At 53.8% G+C, this 19,565-nt stretch carries 16 protein-coding genes; 7 read left to right on the forward strand and 9 right to left on the reverse strand.

The genetic code is table 11. The features are described from left to right. The coding region (locus tag H6F43_RS16360) for a filamentous hemagglutinin N-terminal domain-containing protein (protein WP_190343786.1) at nt 1-3,601 on the reverse strand (3,601 nt) is incomplete at its 3' end. A 186-nt stretch (nt 3,602-3,787) separates the two neighbouring features. On the opposite strand from H6F43_RS16360, the gene H6F43_RS16365 reads away from it, so the two are divergent. Together H6F43_RS16365 and H6F43_RS16370 are read left to right on the forward strand one after the other, a co-directional pair. Beyond that, nucleotides 3,788-4,612 carry a DUF928 domain-containing protein gene (locus H6F43_RS16365; RefSeq protein WP_190343787.1) on the forward strand — a complete coding sequence of 275 codons (825 nt, stop codon included), beginning with the start codon at nt 3,788-3,790 and terminating at the stop codon, nt 4,610-4,612. 101 nt (nt 4,613-4,713) lie between these two features. Then, nucleotides 4,714-7,338 (forward strand): CHAT domain-containing protein, encoded by a 2,625-nt coding sequence (locus H6F43_RS16370; protein ID WP_190343788.1) that lies wholly within the window; start codon nt 4,714-4,716, stop codon nt 7,336-7,338. On the opposite strand, the gene H6F43_RS16375 is transcribed toward H6F43_RS16370, so the two are convergent. The 6 genes from H6F43_RS16375 to H6F43_RS16400 all read right to left on the reverse strand — a co-directional run bounded on the left by H6F43_RS16375 (nt 7,335) and on the right by H6F43_RS16400 (nt 12,153). Then, entirely contained in the window at nt 7,335-8,045 is a 711-nt protein-coding gene (locus tag H6F43_RS16375; RefSeq protein ID WP_190343789.1) for a pentapeptide repeat-containing protein, read from the reverse strand. The genes H6F43_RS16370 and H6F43_RS16375 overlap by 4 nt on opposite strands. A 280-nt stretch (nt 8,046-8,325) precedes the next feature. Then, nucleotides 8,326-8,559 carry a hypothetical protein gene (locus tag H6F43_RS16380; RefSeq protein WP_190343790.1) on the reverse strand — a complete coding sequence of 78 codons (234 nt, stop codon included), beginning with the start codon at nt 8,557-8,559 and terminating at the stop codon, nt 8,326-8,328. Nucleotides 8,560-8,902: 343 nt separating this feature from the next. Further along, nucleotides 8,903-9,244, reverse strand: coding sequence for a cupin domain-containing protein (locus H6F43_RS16385; protein ID WP_190343791.1), 342 nt, complete (start codon nt 9,242-9,244; stop codon nt 8,903-8,905). A gap of 369 nt (nt 9,245-9,613) precedes the next feature. Beyond that, the gene (locus H6F43_RS16390; RefSeq protein ID WP_190343792.1) at nt 9,614-10,162 is read right to left on the reverse strand and encodes a hypothetical protein; all 549 of its coding nucleotides are present in this window, start codon (nt 10,160-10,162) and stop codon (nt 9,614-9,616) included. A gap of 96 nt (nt 10,163-10,258) precedes the next feature. Beyond that, nucleotides 10,259-10,960, reverse strand: a complete 702-nt coding sequence (locus tag H6F43_RS16395; RefSeq protein WP_190343793.1) for an SRPBCC family protein — start codon at nt 10,958-10,960, stop codon at nt 10,259-10,261. A gap of 92 nt (nt 10,961-11,052) precedes the next feature. Then, a complete protein-coding gene (locus H6F43_RS16400; protein ID WP_190343794.1) occupies nt 11,053-12,153 on the reverse strand; it encodes a DJ-1/PfpI/YhbO family deglycase/protease in 1,101 nt (366 codons plus the stop codon). A 698-nt stretch (nt 12,154-12,851) separates the two neighbouring features. Here H6F43_RS16400 and H6F43_RS16405 point away from each other — a divergent pair. Continuing rightward, nucleotides 12,852-13,259, forward strand: a complete 408-nt coding sequence (locus tag H6F43_RS16405; RefSeq protein WP_190343795.1) for a response regulator — start codon at nt 12,852-12,854, stop codon at nt 13,257-13,259. Here the strand turns inward: H6F43_RS16405 and H6F43_RS16410 are convergent. Further along, nucleotides 13,219-13,644, reverse strand: a complete 426-nt coding sequence (locus tag H6F43_RS16410) for a DUF2294 domain-containing protein (protein ID WP_190343796.1) — start codon at nt 13,642-13,644, stop codon at nt 13,219-13,221. The two genes, H6F43_RS16405 and H6F43_RS16410, sit on opposite strands and share 41 nt — an antisense overlap. A 116-nt stretch (nt 13,645-13,760) precedes the next feature. Here H6F43_RS16410 and H6F43_RS16415 point away from each other — a divergent pair, with 116 nt between their 5' ends. The 4 genes from H6F43_RS16415 to larE all read left to right on the forward strand — a co-directional run bounded on the left by H6F43_RS16415 (nt 13,761) and on the right by larE (nt 18,215). Beyond that, on the forward strand, nt 13,761-14,225 hold the full coding sequence (locus tag H6F43_RS16415) for a DUF6335 family protein (RefSeq protein WP_242025685.1): 465 nt from the start codon (nt 13,761-13,763) through the stop codon (nt 14,223-14,225). 83 nt (nt 14,226-14,308) lie between these two features. Next, nucleotides 14,309-15,952, forward strand: a complete 1,644-nt coding sequence (locus tag H6F43_RS16420) for a RecQ family ATP-dependent DNA helicase (protein ID WP_190343797.1) — start codon at nt 14,309-14,311, stop codon at nt 15,950-15,952. Nucleotides 15,953-15,977: 25 nt separating this feature from the next. Next, a complete protein-coding gene (locus H6F43_RS16425; RefSeq protein ID WP_190343798.1) occupies nt 15,978-17,099 on the forward strand; it encodes an AbrB family transcriptional regulator in 1,122 nt (373 codons plus the stop codon). Between the two features lie 288 nt (nt 17,100-17,387). Beyond that, a complete protein-coding gene (larE, locus tag H6F43_RS16430; RefSeq protein WP_190343799.1) occupies nt 17,388-18,215 on the forward strand; it encodes an ATP-dependent sacrificial sulfur transferase LarE in 828 nt (275 codons plus the stop codon). Between the two features lie 33 nt (nt 18,216-18,248). Here the strand turns inward: larE and H6F43_RS16435 are convergent. Beyond that, nucleotides 18,249-19,565 (reverse strand): prolyl oligopeptidase family serine peptidase (locus H6F43_RS16435; RefSeq protein WP_190343800.1); only part of this gene is annotated, 1,317 nt, incomplete at its 5' end.

Raw genomic sequence — 19,565 nt, forward strand, 5'->3', positions numbered from 1 at the left:
TAAAAATACTTCCCCCGCTTCCGGTTGAGCCTGATTCGGTGTCAGCAAAAAAGCCTGTCCCGCTTCCTCGCAGCCGCAATCGATCGCTGACTTGCACGGTGATATTTCCTGCCGCACCCATGCCAAAGGTGGTTGTCCGCAGTTGTCCACCACCGCTGGCATCGAACTGATCCGCCACGACCGCAATGCTGCCACCTGCCCCTGCAGCCGTTGTGTCAGTGGTGATTTTTCCTTGTCGATCGAGGCGGAGGCGATCGACGGCGATCGACAAGCTACCCGCATCGCCGCGTCCTTGGCTCTGGGCAGATAGCTGAGCTGAATCGAGCACGGTTAGCGCCGCACCTTTGAGCGTGATGCTGCCGCCAGTGCCCGTAGCGCTGCTCGTTGTGTCGGCAAACAGTCCACTGCTGGCGCTCGTGGGAATGCCCACCTCGTCTCTCACTCGCCGCGCCGGATTCTGCCGACTCAGCAAATCTAGCCGCGCAGCAAAATTCGCATCGCTGCCCGACAGCAATACCTCACCGCCCGCGATCGTGATGCTTCCGGCGCTGCCGCTGTTGAACGTGCTGGTGAGCACTTGTCCGCCATTGCCCACCGTCAGCGATCGCACCGCCAGCTGTACATTGCCGCCGTCCTGGGTGGGCGTGCTGGTTGTGGCGCTGATAACCGAGCCATTCAGGAGTTGCAGAGTTGGCGCGCTGACTTCAATATCGCCACCGCGCCCTCCGGTACCGTCATTAAGCAATCGGGTATCGGTCAATAGACCGCTGGCGTAAAGATTGCCGATCGTGACTGCGCCGTTTTCCTCAATGCCCGCCACATCGGTTTCTCGCGACAGCCGCATCGTGTCTGCTGCTTGAATCCGAATCGTTCCGGCGTTGCCAATGCTGCTGGTGTTGCTAGAGATCAGCGCCCCATTCAGGACCGAGAGCGATCGGGCTTGAATCTCGATCGTGCCGCCCTGCCCGATCGAGTTACTGACATCGCTGTAAATGCCAGCGCGATCGTCGCCGTCGTTGATTCGACCCGTGGTGCGGTCAACACCCGTGCGGCGATCGACCAGGGAAACATCACCCGTGGCGCGAATGCGAATGTCTCCTCCTTTCCCTTGTCCCAGAAGTCCGGGAAGCCCAGAGGTGCTGGCAGTGATTTGTCCGCCTGTCTCAAGGCTAAGAGAGGTTGTGTTGATGGTGATGTTGCCAGCGTCGGCACTTCCTGGCGCGAGTCCAAACGTTCTGCCGCGAATGCGTGCACCGTTGCGAATGGTCACGGAGCCTGCCGTCACTTCGACGTTGCCTCCCTTGCCCTCAGCATCCCGAAACAAACTGCTGTCAATTCCACCTTCCACGCCATCAAACAGCACGCTGCCGCTGCCAACGTCGATCGTGATATCACCGCCTCTGCCGCGTGCGCCGATCGTGTCAGCGCCCGCTAAACTGCTGAAGATCCCAGCGGACCTAAAATCCTGGGTTGTGACAGACAGACCACTACCCGTAATCTGGATGCTGCCACCATTTCCCTGACCGCTCGCGTCGATCGTGCTGGCAATGCCCGACTGATCCAGCGCAATTTCCCCCTGCACTGCCACTGTAATGTTGCCTGCGTTGCCGTGCCCGTTTGTGTTGCCAAGAATTCTGGATTGGTTAAGTGCCAGCGATCGACCTGTAATCTGAATGCTGCCTGCGTTGCCGACTCCATTAGTGGTCGTTTGAATGGCAGAGTTTTCTGTTAGCGAAATGGGTCCCGCCGCGATCGTGATGCTGCCGCCTGTGCCTTGCCCATCGCGCTCGATTGTCGAGGCAACTCGACCCGTATTAAAGCTGAGAGGTCCGTCTGTCACAAAGGTGATCGCACCGCCATTGCCTTGTGCCTGCGATGCAACGGTGGTCAAAATTTCAGCCACCGCTCCACCACTGCCACTGAGCGAAATCCCGCGATCAGCACGAATCGTCACGCTGCCTGCATTGCCCTGTCCGTTGGTGCTAGCCGATAGAATTGCGGCGCTGTCAAACTCCGGGTTAGCATCATTGCGGAGACTGAACACGCCGCCCGCGCCAATGTTGATATTGCCTGCATTTCCTCTGGACGCAGTTTGGACGCGGCTCGTGATTCCTGTTTCGTCATCCGATACCCGTTTCAGCACGGTGACATTATCGCGGGCGAGAATCGTGATGTTGCCGCCATTGCCACCAATCGGGCTGAAGGTGCTAGAGTCGATCGCCGAACTGTCTAGCAGCAGCGAACCTACTTCTAGAACGATATCTCCCGCGTTGCCCGTGTAGGTCTGGGAGGAGAGCCGTCCTGCATTGACCAGTTCCAGGGAGTTCGCTCGCACCTGAATGCCGCCGCTGGTGGCAGTATTGGGAGCGTTTGAAAACACCGTACTGCTCAGTCCTTGATTGGCAGTGCTGCCATCGATTCGGACGCGATCGGCATCCACGATGACTCGACCTGCATTTCCGGCACCGTCGCTGTTTGCGTCAATGTTGGACAGCGTTTGTAGCGTCAGCGAGTTTGCCTGTATGCGAATGTTGCCGCCGCTCCCTTGACCCTGCGGCGGTACCCGATTAATTAAGTTTCCAGCCGTCAGCGACACGTCTCCAGTTGCGCTCAGCGTAATATCTCCGGCTTGGTCGGTTAGGCTGCCAGTCACCGTTGCGCCTGCCACGATCGTGGGACCAATCTCGGGGTAGGTCGGAGCGGCGTTAAACAGGGTAATGTTTCGAGCCGTCACCGCAACGCTGCCCGTGTTGCCACGCCCGTCCAAACGAGTGGTTTGCGTCAGCGTCACATCGCTCAGCGCGCCCGTAAACTGCCCCAGCCTCAGCCGATTTTCACCCTGGGTTAGCTCAACGGTCCCAGCACCCGCCAGTCCTCCGATGTCGATTCGCCCACTTAGCGCTTGCAGCACACCGTTGTCTAGCTGTACGTTGCCGCCGACTAGCAGCAAACTCTGCCCAGTCGGAACATTCAGTCCTTCGTAGGCGGTTTGTGGTTCACGGAACCAGGTATCGATTCCGGCTTCTCGCTGCGTCTGAACGACGATCGGCGGCGTCTCAAGCTGATTAAACAGAAGCGCTGATGGATTAACCGTTAACAGTGCGGGTGACTCTGGAGCCGTAGCGCTAAAGCGACCGACGCTGCCAAACTGGATGGCAGTGGCAGTCGTGGCGACGAACGAGCCAGCGATATCCAGGCGGGCATTCGGACCGAACAAAATGCCGGTGGGGTTGAGTAGAAATAACGTAGCCGTGCCCCCCCGAACGCCGATCGTCCCTAAGATATCCGACGGATCGCTACCCGTCACGCGGCTGAAGATGCTTTGCACACCTGTCGGATTGTCAAAAAAAACAGCGCGTCCTTCCGGGACGTTGAATTCTTGAAAGCTGTGGAATAAATTTGCCCCATTTTGAGGACGGGCGCCCCCTGTGATCAGCTGAGACTGGGCATCGATCGACTGCACCGTCGTTCCCAAACTGCGATTGGCGTCGGTATCGGGGGTCAGATTCAGTTGCGCGTGAGCCGGAGCCTCAACGGTGGCGACCGCCATGCCGATCGCAAGACTTATCTGCCATGTCCGCTGTCTCTGACTCGATCTCATGCGACGGCTCCCGTGCTCTAAACCGCTGGCTACGCTGGTGCAATGGCATCAGTATAGAATTTGACCGCAGGGATTCTTGTTAAGACATTTTGAACGGCGATTGAAGCCGGAACCGCGACCGGAATTTCTACGTCATCCTGTGTAGGTTTTGAATGGATAAGCCGTTAATCACTGCTGGGGCTGGCTATGAACCCTGTTTGGACCCGATGCCTGCTACCGCTCGCTGCGTTAACCGCACTAACATCTGCACTGATCAGCGATTTTCAACAGGCGTCTGCTAACCCCTCACGCCCAACAGTTCGTGATCAGGGCGCGATCGCGCAAGCTTCCTCCTCAGCTCGACAGCGACGCAAGCGCATTGCGTTCATTCCGCGTCAAGTCGGTACCGTTCCCAGTCGGCGAGTTCCTGGTAGCGTGCGGGGAAGTGCCTGCAAAGCTGGAGCGCAAAAGCTGACGGCGTTGACGCCTGAATGGGACCCTCAAGTGCTGAGCGCCAGCACACCTACATTTCTGTTTTATGTGCCGCTTGCTTCGGCAGAAGCCTTAGAGTTCGTGCTGCAAGATGAAGCTGGAAATGTTGTTTATCAGCAAACGTATACGCCTGCCGCGCGATCGGGCGTAATTCGCATTCGCCCTGCTGCTGCCCCATCCTTGCCGGTGCTGCAGGTGGGCAAGCCTTACTACTGGGCTTTTTCGATGGTCTGCGACCGCACCGATCGCAGCAGAGATGTGCTGGTGGACGGTGAGCTCCAGCGAGTGGAGCCAGATGTTGCCCTTGCCGCAAAGCTGGCGATCACCGACGGCTACGATCGTGCTGCCCTCTACGCTGCCTCCGGCTTCTGGCACGACGCCCTCATGACGCTGGTGGATCTGCGTCAGGCAAACCCTAGCGATGGCAGCTTGCAGGAAGACTGGCAGGATTTACTGCGATCGGTCGGACTTAGCTCCATTGCTCAAGAACCGCTGCTGCCCTGCTGCACCTTACAACCTGTCGCGCGTCCAGCCCTTTAGAGTTTTCCATTTTCTTAACAGGTGTTGAACAAACTCGCTTTTATACTGTAGCCATTGGTGCCTCTAGTGCCTTAGCACGTGCTGCAAGAAGCGTTTCTGCAATGTCGATCGCCCTGCTCACCCTCCTCTCCCATCTCAGCGTTGCTTCGATCGCCCCTTTCCCACGAATCGCCGCGATCGACATTGCTGTCGTCAGTCATTCCAACGCTGCTCAGCAGCTACAGCAAGGCGTGCAACTTTACCAGTCAGAACGGTTTGCCGAGGCAGTTAACCAGTTTCAGCAGGCAGCCCACACGTTTCAGGCGCAGGGCGATCGCGCCAGTCAAGCTCAGGCGCTTCATTATTTAGCGCTGACATATCAGCAGTTAGGGCATGGAAACGCTGCACAGCAAGCTATTACCACGAGCCTGACTCTTCTTGGTCCTGACGCCTCACTCCTGACGGCTCAAACCCTGAACACTCAAGGTCGGCTGTATCTCACGGCGGGACAGTCCGAAAAAGCCCTCACTAGTTGGGAGCAGGCAAGCGCTATTTACACGCAGCTTGGCGATGCCGCTGGCAGCATCGGCGCTCAAATCAATCAGGCTCAGGCACTACAGGCAATGGGCATGTATCGCCGATCGCTGCTCATCCTGACTCAGGTGAATCGTCAATTGCAGCAGCAGCCCAACTCAGCGCTGAAAGCAACCGGGTTGCTCAGTCTTGGCAACACGCTGCGAGTGGTCGGCGTACTGGATCAGGCAACGGCAAGCAGTCTCGCGGCTCGGCAGGTGCTAGAGCAGAGCTTAGCGATCGCGGATGCAGTGCGATCGCCAGAATTGAAGGCTGACGTTCTGCTGAGTCTGGGCATTACGGCGCAAGCGCAACGTCAGTTTGCTCAAGCGATGCAGTACTACCAGCAGGCAGCCGCCACGTCTGCCGCTGCCACAACGCAACTGCAAGCCCGCTTAAATCAATTACGCTTGCTAGTTGAAACGCGACAGGGGACCGAGGCACAAACGCTGTGGACCGCAATTCAGCCTCAGCTTGAGACTCTACCTGCCAGCCGCAAAGCGGTTTATGCCCGTTTGCACGCTGCCCAAAGCCTATTGTGTCTGAACGGGGTAGCCGGACACTCGCGCTGCCACAGCGACGACGATCGTGAATCCCCCATTACCCCCGATCGTCCCTCCTCAAAACTGGCATGGACGTCGATCGCTCGCACGGTTGCGGCTGCGGTTAAAACCGCGAAAATGCTCGGCGACCAGCGGGCAGAAGCCTACGCGTTGGGGGCGTTAGGCAGCGTGTACGAACAGACGCAGCAGTGGTCAGCCGCGCAGGATTTGACCCAGCGATCGCTGCGGCTAGCGGAGGATCTGGGGGCCTCAGACATCGCGTATCAGGGGTACTGGCAACTGGGACGAATTCTCAAGGCACCCAGCAATTCGCAGGGCAGCGAGAAGCGCGCGATCGCCGCCTACAGCCGAGCCGTCGAGCTGCTGAAATCACTCCGCAGCGATTTGGTTGCAATGAATCGCGAGGTGCAGTTTTCGTTTCGGGAAGGCGTGGAACCCGTGTATCGGGAGTTCGTGAGCTTGCTGTTACAGTCGAACCCCGGTCAGGCGGAACTTGCCCAGGCGCGGACTGTTATTGAATTGCTGCAGCTGGCAGAGCTAGATAACTTCTTTCGCAGAGCCTGCTTGGATGCCAAACCCGTACAAATTGACCAAATCGACCAGACGGCAGCGGTCATTTATCCAGTAATTCTGCCCGATCGGATCGAAGTGATTCTATCGCTGCCCACGTCCAGCGCTGACGCTACGACTCTGCGCTATCACACGGTTCGGCTGCCCCAATCACAAGTGGAAGCGACTCTTGCGAGTTTGCAAACCAAGCTAGTGACGCGATCCACACCGGAATTTCTGCCAATGTCGCGCAAGCTGTACGACTGGCTGATTCGCCCGATCGCGGCAGAGCTAAAAACCCGCAACATTAAAACACTGGTGTTTGTACTGGATGGGTCGCTGCGCAGCATTCCGATGGCAGCCCTGAACGATGGCAAACAGTATCTGGTGGAAAACTACGACGTTGCTCTAACGCCGGGACTCCAGCTTCTCAATCCGCGACCGCTGGTAAAAGAAACGCTGAATGCGCTTGCTGCCGGACTGACAGACGCCCGCGAACCTGAATTCTCAGCGCTGCCAAATGTGCAAACCGAGCTACAGCAAATCCAATCAGAAATACCTAGCCGTATCTTGCTGAATCAAGGCTTTACTCGCGCTGCCATCCAAGAGCAGGTGAAGTCGCTATCTGCTTCGGTGGTGCATTTGGCAACTCACGGTCAATTTGGCTCTACCGCAGACGAAACCTTTGTGCTGACCTACGACGATCGCCTCAATGTTGAAGAGTTGAGTGCGCTGTTGCGAACGCGAGAAACCAATCAGCAAGGCGCGATCGAACTGCTGGTTCTTAGCGCCTGCAAAACAGCGACGGGCGATCGACGCGCTGCCTTGGGCATTGCAGGTGTGGCAGTGCGCTCTGGAGCACGCAGCACGCTAGCAACCCTCTGGTCCGTAGACGACGATGCAACAGCACGGGTGATGGGTCAGTTCTACAAGGCGCTACGGAACACAAGCTTGACGAAGGCGGCAGCGCTAAAACGCGCTCAACTGACGCTGCTCAGCGATCCACAGTATCGGCATCCGTTTTACTGGGCACCCTACATCTTGGTTGGAAACTGGCTCTAGCCCTCAAATAGTGCGCCGCGCTGCTCTAGGTACAGCCTAACTTGCTCATTCAAGCCAGCGTTGCGGCTAAACTGCGTCTGGCTTACCGTTGCTCCGACGAAGCTTGTGCTGCTCAAGATTGCGCCAGACAAGTTCGCACTGCTGAGGTCGGCTCCGTAGAAGTTTGCGCCGCTTAAATCTGACTCGGCTAGGGTAGCTCGACGCAGATCCGTATGGCTCAAGTTGGCTTCCCGCAGACTTGCTCGATCGACACGAGCACTAATCAACGTCGATCGACTCAGCTTGGCAAAATTCAACACCGCTGTTGTCAGGACCGCTCCCCGCAAATCTGCACCCATCAGCGTCGCACTGGTCAAGTTTGTCTGGGTCAAGTCCGTCGTGGTTAGGTTGGCATACTCTAGCTTGGCACTCGTCAGATCCGCTCCTGTCAAATTCGCACCGCTCAAGTTTGCTTCGGTCAGGTTTGCATTGAGCAAATTTGCCCGCTTCAAATTTGTTCTAACCAGTTCAGCGGTGCTCAACTGAGCAGAGCGCAGGTCAACATCGCTCAGGTTTGCCTGTGCAAAATCTCTCAGTGGGTTAAGCCCTGCAATTCTCGCGAGATCAAAGAAGTCGTCTGTCTTTGACTCTGCAACCAACCGAATCTGCTCACGGAGCGTTTGGAGCGATCGTTCAGAAACCGTTATAGGAGGCTGCCCAGCTATCATGAAATTTTCTCCAGGGCGACATGTTCAACAGGACTTATGTTTACAGGACTACAGCAGGGCGAATGAATGTTTCGTAAAGCCCTAAAAACTTTTAGCCTCGACTCCCCAAAGCCACGACAAGACAGCAAGGAACAACCGCAAAAATACTTAAGAGAATTAATCACATCTTATATAAAAATTCCTAATTCTGCCGCTCCAGACGCAAAAATGGAGATACGGCTCAGCGTATCTCCACAACTAATGGAAGCGTGTGTTCTCCTGAAATCAGGACAAACGTAGGTTAAAACTTGTCTTTATTCACCTGCACTTTAGCCAACCACACCGTGATCATTTGCTCAATGACTGCCCGCTTGTTCGGGGTGAGATTGTCGGGAACAAGGCTTTTGATCAAAGCATCAACGTCTGAAGAGGATGCAATGCGATGAGTTGATCGGCCCTGCTGAGCGGAACCAAAATCCGAGGGGTCAGATAGCCGCTGCAAATGTTCTGTGTCAAGTTGGTGTTGTCGGGACATGGTACAAATAATAAATGGGTAGGGTTCAAGCAGCCAAAATAGAAATTCTCTGAGCAGCCAGTCCAGCTACAAACAAGACAGCTCACTCGGTCTGTTATAGAGAATTACAGCCAGACTTAGACAGCCCCAGCTAGTAGCAGCGCTGGCTGACGGATTATCATGCGATCAGCGCGGAAAAGCTTATGGGCTGCTAGGTCAAGAACACACTCTCTCCCTCTACAGCCTCACGGAAACGTTTTCCAGTCTTTGTCGAAGATAGCATTTCTGGTCGATCACCGTCTCCTGCCCCACAGAATCTTCATACGCAGCTTGCGCAATGCAACTGACACCGCACGAGTCTAGACTAAGGACGATCGCGCCCGTTTTCTTGGGCTGGAGGACTGGTTGCTTCGATCGCTGTAAAGGGTTCCAAGATCTCGTAGGCGTGCACGGTACCTGACGGCACGATCCACGAATCTCCCGGTTGTAGCGAAATTTGTTGACTGTCTAGATGCAGCACGGCGCGCCCTTTGAGTACATAGCCGACTGTTTCATAGTCGCGGGTTGACTGCTGCTTCTCGGGATTCGGTGGTTCATTGTCCCATAGGCGCAGCGCAACCCGTTCACCCGCTGCTAGATACTTTTGCCCCATTTGTCCTGTTGCCGATTCTGCGGCACTCACTTTCATCTCTGTCGAATCGGTCATATAGTGCTAGCTCCTTGCTTGATTGTTACCCTGATGCAGCTGTTCAGCTTATGCTTGAAAATTCCGTAAGTGTGGGGGCTTACTCTAGTGGCAAACATTGGTTAATGACAACACTAGAGCAGCCCCACGACTTAAACGAGCGCCTCAATCAACACCTTTATTTGCCCTCATTTGACCAATAACAGCAGACCGCTTTCGTAGGTCAAGTCATTTGAAGTGCAAGTTGTTAGTGAAAGTCAAAAGATGTAATGTAGTAGCCGGAGAAAGGCAATAATAAACAATAGGTAATCAGCATTGTGCAGCTAATTACCTATCACCAAATTCCAAACTTCACTTAACCAAAAAGTGAACTGAAAACTGCCGTTTCACCTAGTTACGATCGGCTTTCTGGGCTTTAAAGTAGCCGCTGTTTCCAGTAACAGGGCGAACAGCTTCATCTACTTTTTCTTCAGCATCGCCTAGAAACTCTCTTGTGCTTTGAGGAATTGGTTCATCCAAATTTAGCTTCTCGCGCACGTTGTCAGCGATTCCCTTCAGCTTGTTTTCGCTACGCTCTGTCAATTTATCGCTAGCATCGGCAGCTCTATCACTTGCCTGTCGCGTTTTTTCACCGATCGTGTCCGCAGATTGGTCTAGCTTATCTTTTGTTGCGCTAGCGACTTTCTTCGCAGCCTTTGCCGTGTAGTGAGTATCCTCATCTAGCTCTTGTTTGTAATCTTGAGCCTTATTTTTGATAGTTCTTGCTGCTTCTTCAGGGCTGTTTGCATTGTCAATTTCGTAAGCGGCTGCCTCTGGAGTAACAGGCTCTGCAAAGGCGGTCATTGAGTGACTCATAAAAGCTGCGCTGAACAGAATGCTGCTCACAAATAGCGCGATCGACAGTAGCAGCGTCCGGGCAATTTTGAATAGTTGAAACACGGAAATCCTCCTTCATTACACAAATTAGTTTCGGGGCGAAGCATTCAGCAGACGAATGCTTAACTTGCCCCAAGAATGCTGTCTGAATGCTCGTTTCTACGAGTCATTCCGACCAGTTGGCTGTCCGGCAGTGGTGGCAATTTCTCCAGCTTCCATCAGTTGCTTAAAGCGGCGGAGTTCATCGCCAACTTGCTGCTCCGGTTCTTCACCAAAAAGCTTGGCAAGAGAAGTACTAACAGCACCACCCGGAATGTGATATTCGAGCACCACTTTGACTTCTGTACCCCGTCCAGATGGGGCAGGCTTAAACCGAACAAGCCCAGCATTTTCGACATCTGCGCCATCAAGCGACGCCCATGCGATCAGCTCATTCGGACGATCGTCCACAATGTCTGCATCCCACTCGACGGTTTGTCCCAGTGGCGCTTTCGTGACCCAGTGCGATCGGCGAATATCGATGACCTTGACTGACTGGAGATGCTTCATGAACGTTGGCAGATTTTCAAAATTGTGCCAGAAGCTGTAAAGCTCATCAGCAGGCTTGTCGATCGTCACCGTCTTCTCGACTCGCAGCGGCTTGTTAATGCCAACCGCATCACCGACCGCATCTGGCAAGCTCTTTTCACCCTTGACGCCGTGATACGCTAGCCCACCGCCTGCGATCGCCATCAGTGCGCCCCGGAGCGATCGCTGCTGCAATCCAAACAGCACCATTGCGCTACCGCCAATAATCGACGCCCAGCGCTCCTTGTCGCCCAGATCTTGGGCTTGCTGCGTTTGAGAGGATTCTAGTTCCATCGGTGGGTCTCCTTAAGTGAAGAGTGGGAGTGCAATAGTGATGAGTTTTGAATGACGAGTTGAGCAGCCAAACTCAACATTCGTCATTTGAACTACGAGCTAACGGCTGGGCGACTGGTGGGCATCGGCGGCTGCGATCGCTCTGCAACAATGCGGTTGTGGTAGAGGTCACCGATTTGCTGCTCATCTTTAGCCAGCACAACTTCCATGTCGTCAAAAATGGCGACTGTTGCCGGATCAGTAATTTTGTTTCGCAGGTTATAGGTGTCCACAACGCCCGTTTGCAGATCGCCTAGCGCACGGCGCAAAATGGTGGCATCGCTTTTATTGCTTTGCAGCCAGCCCTTCAAGTCTGCTAGAACGCTACTGATAGTTACCTTGAGGGAAGGCTGCTCGCCCAGTACGCTTAACCGCGCTTCTAGCTGCTGAATGTGCTGCTGCTTGTGGGCACAGATCGATTTGAACGTCTGACAGATTTCGCCATCGGTAACGCTTTCCAGGTAGTTTTGGAACGATTCCAACCCGTAGCGCTCTCCGGCGATCGCCGTGTTAATGGCACCGACAATTTCACTCTTGCTGGAGCCGCCCCATTCCTCACCCAGCTTCCACCAGCCCGCATCCACATCATCTTCATCAGGCAGGGTTGTGTCAGGAACGCTCAAGCCCAACCGCTTTAGGATGGCAGTCGTAAAAATCGGTAAATCTCCTGGACGCCGAGATGTGATTAGATTGCCATCAACCACTAGCGGTGCATCAACGTACTCTGCTCCAGCGTTCTGAATGTCTTTACGAATGGAACGGAAGCCAGTTGCCTGCTTATCCTTGAGCAAATCACCTTCGATCAAAACTTGAGGGCCGTGACAAATTGCGGCAACTCCTATTCCCTGCTGCACCGCGTCCTTAACGAAGCGCACCGTCTTCATGTTTGTGCGCATCTGGTCAGGAGCCATACCGCCCGGAATAATAACAAAATCAAATTCTGACGCAGTTACCTCAGTCGTCGTAGCATCCGGCTTGATAGAAAGCTGGTTCTGCTTGCCCTTGTACTCCTCGTTCATGCGGGAGCCTAATACAACAACATCCGCTCCCGCTTTCTTCAACGCATTGTAGGGAACCTGAAACTCGGCGTCCTCAACTTTCTGCTCGATCAGGATGGCAACTCGCTTCTTGCCTGCTCCATTCGTTTCTGTCATGGTAAGTCCTCCCAAGTGGGCACAGCCTCGCTCCCGAAAGCGCAAGGACACTGATGGCGTAAATTACATTAGGTACGCTTTAGAGTACGCTTCGTGCCGCGATCGACTCCTCGCTCTGTAGGGAGATGCGACAGTCGATCGATAGGTAGAGATGACCCGGAATGCTTTTTTAACCAGCTAATTGCGAGCTAGAAATACGCCATAGCAGCACAAACCCTATATAGTGATATTCCACACAGTGCCACTTTACGCACCTCATGGTAAATGTCACTTGTAAATGTCGAATGTCACTTGAATGACAGCGAGTTTACTGCTGGCGGTGCTATTGTTAAACGGCGAAAGATTCCAAGCGTTGAAATAGTTACTGTCACTGGAGATCTTTGCTTATCTAGGAAATCCATTAACGTAGTTTGTTTTCACGTTGATAGAAGCTAAAGAAATCATTAGATTGCCGTTTTTAGTTGAGGGGCGCGGTAGGTTAAATTAGATGTTGTGTTAGCTTTATGGCTAGTTTCTTGTAGCAGAATTAAAGCTTCCTAACGAAATCGCAGAAAAATTAACCAGTTTCCATAGCTCAGTGTTCGATAGCGTTTTATACTGGCAGCGGTGAATTAGCTTTAGTTCACAGACGATTAAATTGCAGCAGCTATCTGATAAAGCGTTACAAATAAGTCTGCCTACTGTGGAGTTGACATCGCTTGTTTCTAAAGCAATTCTCACGGGTTCTAGACTCACCGCTAGTCTTGGTCTTAGATAGTGATCCAGATAGCTTGTTTTTGATGAACGAAATGGTGACGCTTTGCGGCAGTGTTGCTTTGACAGCTCAAGATGGGGCGACTGCACTGCGATGGGTAGACGAGTACCAACCCGCGCTCATTGTAACGGAGTTAGTGCTGCCAAAGGTCGATGGGTTTGCTGTAGTAGAACGTATTCGATCGACAAATAATTCAGTTCCGATCGTGGCGCTAACGAGTTTGCCTGCCTATCTATTTTATGAAAGAGCGTGGCGGACAGGCTGCAATGCTTATATTGAGAAACCCTGCCCGATCGAGCAGCTACAAACGGTTATTCATCGTTATCTCGATCGGACACTTTCTCCTTTTTGACTTTAGGAATGGTCAGCGGATCGCGCACGTATGGAACATTGCTCAGCAACACAATGAGTCCAGAATAGTCGTGCGTTAGCTCCGTTTTGATTAATGCGCTTTTAACGCTTACTCCTGCTATTTCCTGAATCAGCGCTACCAACTGATGCTGAATTGCTTCATCGATTTCAAGCCTTAACTGCTGGGCTAGCGCCTGACGATCGGTTTCTAGCAAAAGCTGCTCAACAGGCGTCACAATCTTCTCTAGGACGATCGCCAGTTTTTCATCAAAAAATTGACAAGTAATACGCTCTGGTCGCTGCCCTAGTTGCTCTTTATAAAGCGCTTGTATCCGCTGTGCGAGCATTCGTTCAGCCTGTCCGCGTGTTGGGCTTTCCTCGGTCATGTCTCTCCATGCAGCGCTATGCCGAATGATAACGAACTTTCTGCCTAAGTGAAGATTCTGCCAATCCGCGGCTTTGGGTAGGCTGCAAGCAGAACGAGACAGTAGGAGTCAGAACCATGACAATGGCAGATAACACCGATCCCATACTGCAGACAGGCGGTGCTGAAGTTGACGACGAGGAGTTTACTGAAGATCGTCTCGACGGTGACATGGGAGACTTGCCGCAGGAAATCACCGAATCTTACGGGACAGGCGTTCAGGAGCTTCCCGGATATGTGATCGGTGGACGCACCATGCGCGATCGTGCCAGCGAATATCATGAAGCCTCTGCTGTGTTGACGGGCGGCGACATTGACGCAAACTACGAGCAGGCGAACGCCGTTGGCGATGAATCTGTCGGCGGCACCGTTTCCACGCCAGACATGGATATTGTGGACGAACTGGGCGCGGCAGTCGGTCTGGAAATGGACGATCGTGCGTTTCTCAGGACGACTGAAATTCTTGAGCAGCGGGACGATCGCCGATGGGAACTGGAACCGTCGTCGTCCGAGGACTACACAGAGCGGCGGGACGAAGCGTGAGGCACGGACATCGGATGAATTCAAAACCCTTGCATTCATCCGTCTCCGCCCAACGTCCGCTTAGCACAGCTAGAGATTGATACATGGCAAGACGACGAAAAAGCGCTCAGCAGATTCAGCAAGCAGCGCACGATTATTTTGGCTATGACCACTTGCGTCCGGGACAGGAAGGAGCGATTCAGGCGGTGCTGAGCGGGCACGATACGCTGGCAGTGATGCCAACGGGCTCAGGAAAATCAGCGATTTACCAGATCGTGGCAATGCAAATTCCGGGCTGTACGATCGTGGTTTCGCCGCTGATTGCGCTACAAGCCGATCAGGTCGAGACGATTCAGCAGCAGGAGTGGGGGCGCGCAGCGCTGGTGAATTCCACTAGTAAGCCGAGCGATCGTCAGCAGGCGTTCGATGAGTTTCGGGCGGGCGAACTGGAGTTTTTGTTTCTAGCACCGGAGCAGTTCAGCAATGAGGAAACGCTGGAGCACCTAAAAGCCGCAAAACCATCGCTGTTTGTTGTTGATGAGGCACATTGCATCAGCGAATGGGGACATGATTTTCGTCCCGACTATTTACGGCTGGGAACTGTCATTGAAGCGCTAGGTCATCCGGCAGTTCTGGCACTGACGGCAACAGCAGCTCCGCCAGTGCGCCAAGAAATCCTTGATCGATTGGGAATGCGAAATGAGCGCGTCATTGTGCAAGGGTTTGATCGTCCCAATCTGTTCTTGAGCGTCGATCGGTTTGAGGACAGCGCCGAGAAACTAGACGCGCTGGTGCAGCGAGTGGTAAAGGCAGACAAGCCAGGAATTGTTTATGCTGCCACTCGCAAGCGGGCAGAAGAAATCACGCAGGCGTTGAGCGATCGTATGATTCGCGCCACTTTTTACCACGCAGGTCTGAACCGCACGCAGCGAGAACAGGCGCAAACTGCCTTTATGACTGACGAGGTTGAGGTTATCGTTGCCACTACAGCCTTTGGCATGGGCATTGACAAACCCAACGTCCGCTTTGTGTTCCACTACGATATCAGCGACTCGATCGACTCTTACTACCAGGAAATTGGACGCGGCGGACGCGACGGCGAGCCTGCCAAAGCAACGCTGTTCTACAACTCAGAAGACTTGAATCTGCGGCGCTTTTTTGCGGGCGGAGGTCAGGTGGATGAGGATCAGGTCATGCAGGTGGCGATCGCAGTGCAAGGAGCCGAGCAGCCGCTTAACCCGAAAGACCTGCGGCAAGCCACTGACCTATCGCAGTCTAAAATTGCCACAGCCCTGAGCCGTTTAGAAGACGTAGGCATGGTAGAAACGCTGCCGACAGGGGAGGTTGTGCTGCCAGAGGAGCTACCGGACAACTTGATGGATGCCGTGACGGACGCGGTGCAGATGCAAGAGCGCTACCAGCAAATGGTGCGATCGCGGTTGGAAATGATGCGCGGCTATGCTGAGGTGCGCGACTGTCGGCGTGAATACTTGCTCAACTATTTTGGTGAAAAAATTGCCAAGCCCTGCGGCAACTGCGACAACTGCAAAGCAGGCATCATCGTTGAAAAAGACGACAGCGCCAAACCCTATCCGCTCGACAGCCGTGTAGCCCACAAATCCTGGGGTGAAGGCGTTGTCATGCGCTACGAAGGCGACAAAGTGGTGATCCTGTTTGATCAAGTTGGCTACAAAACCCTAGGCGTCAACGTTGCTCTGCTATACGGACTGCTACGGCGAGTAGAATAGAATCTCCACTGAGTCAGACTAGCGTGTGGCTGAACGATTGCTTTGGATAGTCACTGCCCTTGAACTGGTGCTTGCCTTTGGCATTGGTCTGGGCATCAGCATGCTGGGTTTAGAGGGCGGTGCCTGGATACTGGGTGGTATCGCCGCAGGGGCGATCGTATTCTTGGTCTACCGTCGCTTCTACGCACCAGAGGCGGCACCCAACCGCCGCGCCCGCAAGCTGGGGCAGCTAATTATCGGATTGTCGATCGGGCTATCGCTGCAACACAGTAATTTTCAAACGCTGGCGTCCCAACTGCCCGTATTTCTTGGATTGCCGCTGGTGTTAATGCTTAGCGGCGGCGTGATTGGTCTCCTCTATGCCCAGATCGAGCGCACCGATTTGCTGACGGCGATGCTAGCGACGACGCCCGGAAATATCGGCGTCATGGCAAGCATGGCAGCGGACTACGGCAAAAATCCTGCGCTGGTGTCGCTGGTGCAGCTTCTGCGGTTTACGGCGGTAATTTTCGTTATGCCGATCATTGCCAACGTCTCAGTGCCGCACGCCTCCGTTCCGATCGTCCAGCGACTCATGGAGCTATTCAGCGTGGATAGCCTTAAGTTGCTGTCGTCTTCGCTAGTGTTTGGCGTGGCGCTGCTGGCAGTCTATCTGGGAAGCAAGATCAACATTCCGATCGCTGCCTTTTTCTGCTCGATTCTGGTCGGGTTGCTGTTCGATCTGGCATCAGTGCTGGTTACGCCTGATGTAATCAATTTCAGCCTGCCGCCGATCGTGACAGTCGTGGGTCAAATTCTGCTGGGTGTCACCATTGGCGAGTACTGGGCAGTCAATCCGGTGCTAAACCTCATCACGATCGTGAGTGCGGCAATTCCCGTTGCGATGACGTTTTTCACGAGCCTAATGGCAGCAGGAATGATTAAACTGCTGACGCCGTGGGATTGGCTCACCTGTCTACTGGTAAGCGCGCCGGGAGGTTCGCCAGAAATGATTTGGATTGCGCTGGCGCTGCATCATGATGTGGAGATCGTCACGGCTGGACATCTTGTGCGTCTACTAACGATTAATTTGTCGCTACCGCTGCTGGTGTCACTGGCAAGTTCCTGGGAGCGTCGTCGAATGCCGCAGAGTGAATTAGTCGATTAATGAGTTGTTCACACAGGTCATTTCACACAAATCCAGAGATTTGACAGTTGAAGAAAGATTGGAGCGGCAGTAAGGTTTACACGGCGTCTGAGTAGATCGCATCACAGTAATGGGTGAGAAGCAAAGGTTACCTACCGCCGTTCGACAGGCCTGTCAGTGCTCAGAATGCACGATCGCCCTTGTGAAACGTTTGACCTAGCATCACCTCTGTTCTGAAACGCTACCCTAGATAAGGACTTAATGGATACGGGCGTGCGCTCCGTCCCACATTGCTAATAGGGGTAGCTGATGCAGTTAAACAAGCTGGAACAACTGAAAGCGCTATTTGCCGATATGGATCGAGCACTCATCGCTTACTCCGGTGGCATTGATAGTACGCTGGTGGCGAAGATTGCTTACGATGTGCTGGGCGATCGTGCCTTGGCGGTAACTGCCGTATCGCCTTCGCTACTGCCGGAAGACCTGGAAGACGCAGGCATTCAAGCGGCTGAAATTGGCATTGCTCACGAACTCGTCAACACTCACGAACTCGAGAATCCCAACTACGCCGCGAATCCTGTCAACCGCTGCTACTTTTGCAAAAGCGAACTGCACGACACCCTCAAACCGCTGGCACTTCAGCGCGGCTATCCTTACGTGGTAGACGGCGTTAATGCGGATGATTTATCCGACTACCGACCGGGAATTCAAGCAGCAAAAGAGCGTGGTGCCCGATCGCCGCTTGCCGAAGTCGGCATTAGCAAAGCCGAGGTGCGCGAACTAGCGAAGTATCTGAAGCTTTCCTGCTGGGACAAGCCCGCTCAACCTTGCCTCAGCTCTCGCTTTCCCTATGGAGAAGAAATTACGATCGCCAAGCTGCAACGAGTTGGCAGAGCCGAAGTGTATTTGCGCAAGCTGGGACTCAAGACGCTGCGGGTGCGATCGGAGGGCGACACGGCGCGGATTGAGCTATCTCCAGAGCAGATTAAGGAATTTGTGCTCACAACAGATTTACCAGCGGTAGTGAGTGCGTTTCAATCCTTCGGCTTCGTCTACGTGACGCTGGATTTGGAGGGCTTCCGCAGCGGCAAACTAAATCAGGTGCTACCACTCGCAGCAGCTTCAAAGAACAGTTAGGAGCTCCACGTATACGGGTTATCCTCCAAATAGCTATTTGCCCAGCAAATACTCTTTCACAAACAGTGCGGTGGCGTAGAACTGGAAGTCTACATTCTCTTTTTTTCCAAAGCCGTGACCCTCATTTTTTGCCATTAGATACCAAACGGGCGTGCTGCTCTTCCGTACAGTTGCAGCAATTTGTTCGGCTTCATTCAGGGGCACTCGTGGGTCGTTTTTACCATGAATTACGAATAGCGGCTTTTTGATTTTTTCTGCGTTATTTAATGGCGAAATCTTTAGAAGAAACTCGCGCATTTTGGGATCGCGTTCGTCACCGTACTCAACGCGGCGCAAATCACGTCGGTAGCCTTCAGTGCGCTCTAAGAAGCTGACAAAATTGGAGATGCCTACGATGTCGATCGCCGCTCGAATGCGATCGCTGTAGGTTGTTGCTACCGCCAGCGACATATAGCCACCGTAGCTGCCGCCCGTTACCAGAATGCGATCGGCATCTAAGTCCGGTTGCTGAGCAATCCAGTCAATCAACGCACCAATGTCTTTGACCGAATCTTCGCGTTGGTAGTGATTATCTAGCTTCAAGAAAGTTTTGCCGTAGCCTGAAGAGCCGCGCACGTTTGGGAACAAGATGGCAACGCCCAACTCGTTTAGGTAGTAGTTTTGCCGTCCCAAAAATCGCGGACGCGACTGCCCCTCCGGTCCACCATGAATGTCAATCATGACGGGGCGCTTGCCAGAAAATTTGGCAGGAGGACGATAGAGAAAGCCGGAAATCATTTTGCCGTCGAAGCTTTTCCAGCGGACTAGTTGCGGCTCTGAGAAGCTCGCTGTGTCCAATCCGCCCGTTTCGCTTTCGGTCCAGCGCTCCAGCTTGTTGGTTGTAATGTCCAGCGAATAGACATCGGCAGTCGATCGCGCCGAAACCAGCGTAAATCCTAATTCTGGGCGATTCGGATGCCACGAGACGCCGACAATTAAACCGATTGGCAGCTTCGGCAGCGTCTTCTCTCGCCGCGTGCGGGTGTCTAGAAGATGCAGCACGCTGGAGCCGTCTTCGTTGGTGACAAATGCGAGAAACTTGCCGTCTCTAGAGAGGTCAAAGCCTTCTACATCCCACCGAATTCGGCTAGTCAGGTAGTTGTAACGCTTGCTGGCGAAGTCCAAATAGGCAAGACGGCTGAATTCCGACTCGCGATCGGTGACGACGTACAATCCTTTGCCATCTTTGCTGAACACCGCGCCTCCATAGGAGACAGGCTCCTTGCCCTTCGGCGTCAGCAGCGATTTTTCTCCCGTTTGAGCATCGAACGTCCAGAGGTTGCTTTCGTTGGCAGATAGAAATTCCAGCAC

This window comes from Leptolyngbya sp. FACHB-36, from assembly GCF_014695955.1.
Lineage (GTDB): Bacteria > Cyanobacteriota > Cyanobacteriia > Leptolyngbyales > Leptolyngbyaceae > FACHB-36.

Excerpts from the sequence above, each read along its gene's own strand:
- H6F43_RS16370 (WP_190343788.1), top strand. The coding sequence starts at position 4,714 with ATGTCGATCGCCCTGCTCACCCTCCTCTCCCATCTCAGCGTTGCTTCG.
- H6F43_RS16375 (WP_190343789.1), bottom strand. The coding sequence starts at position 8,045 with ATGATAGCTGGGCAGCCTCCTATAACGGTTTCTGAACGATCGCTCCAA.
- larE (WP_190343799.1), top strand. The coding sequence starts at position 17,388 with ATGCAGTTAAACAAGCTGGAACAACTGAAAGCGCTATTTGCCGATATG.
- H6F43_RS16410 (WP_190343796.1), bottom strand. The coding sequence starts at position 13,644 with ATGACCGAGGAAAGCCCAACACGCGGACAGGCTGAACGAATGCTCGCA.
- H6F43_RS16365 (WP_190343787.1), top strand. The coding sequence starts at position 3,788 with ATGAACCCTGTTTGGACCCGATGCCTGCTACCGCTCGCTGCGTTAACC.
- H6F43_RS16395 (WP_190343793.1), bottom strand. The coding sequence starts at position 10,960 with ATGGAACTAGAATCCTCTCAAACGCAGCAAGCCCAAGATCTGGGCGAC.
- H6F43_RS16415 (WP_242025685.1), top strand. The coding sequence starts at position 13,761 with ATGACAATGGCAGATAACACCGATCCCATACTGCAGACAGGCGGTGCT.
- H6F43_RS16420 (WP_190343797.1), top strand. The coding sequence starts at position 14,309 with ATGGCAAGACGACGAAAAAGCGCTCAGCAGATTCAGCAAGCAGCGCAC.
- H6F43_RS16400 (WP_190343794.1), bottom strand. The coding sequence starts at position 12,153 with ATGACAGAAACGAATGGAGCAGGCAAGAAGCGAGTTGCCATCCTGATC.
- H6F43_RS16385 (WP_190343791.1), bottom strand. The coding sequence starts at position 9,244 with ATGACCGATTCGACAGAGATGAAAGTGAGTGCCGCAGAATCGGCAACA.
- H6F43_RS16380 (WP_190343790.1), bottom strand. The coding sequence starts at position 8,559 with ATGTCCCGACAACACCAACTTGACACAGAACATTTGCAGCGGCTATCT.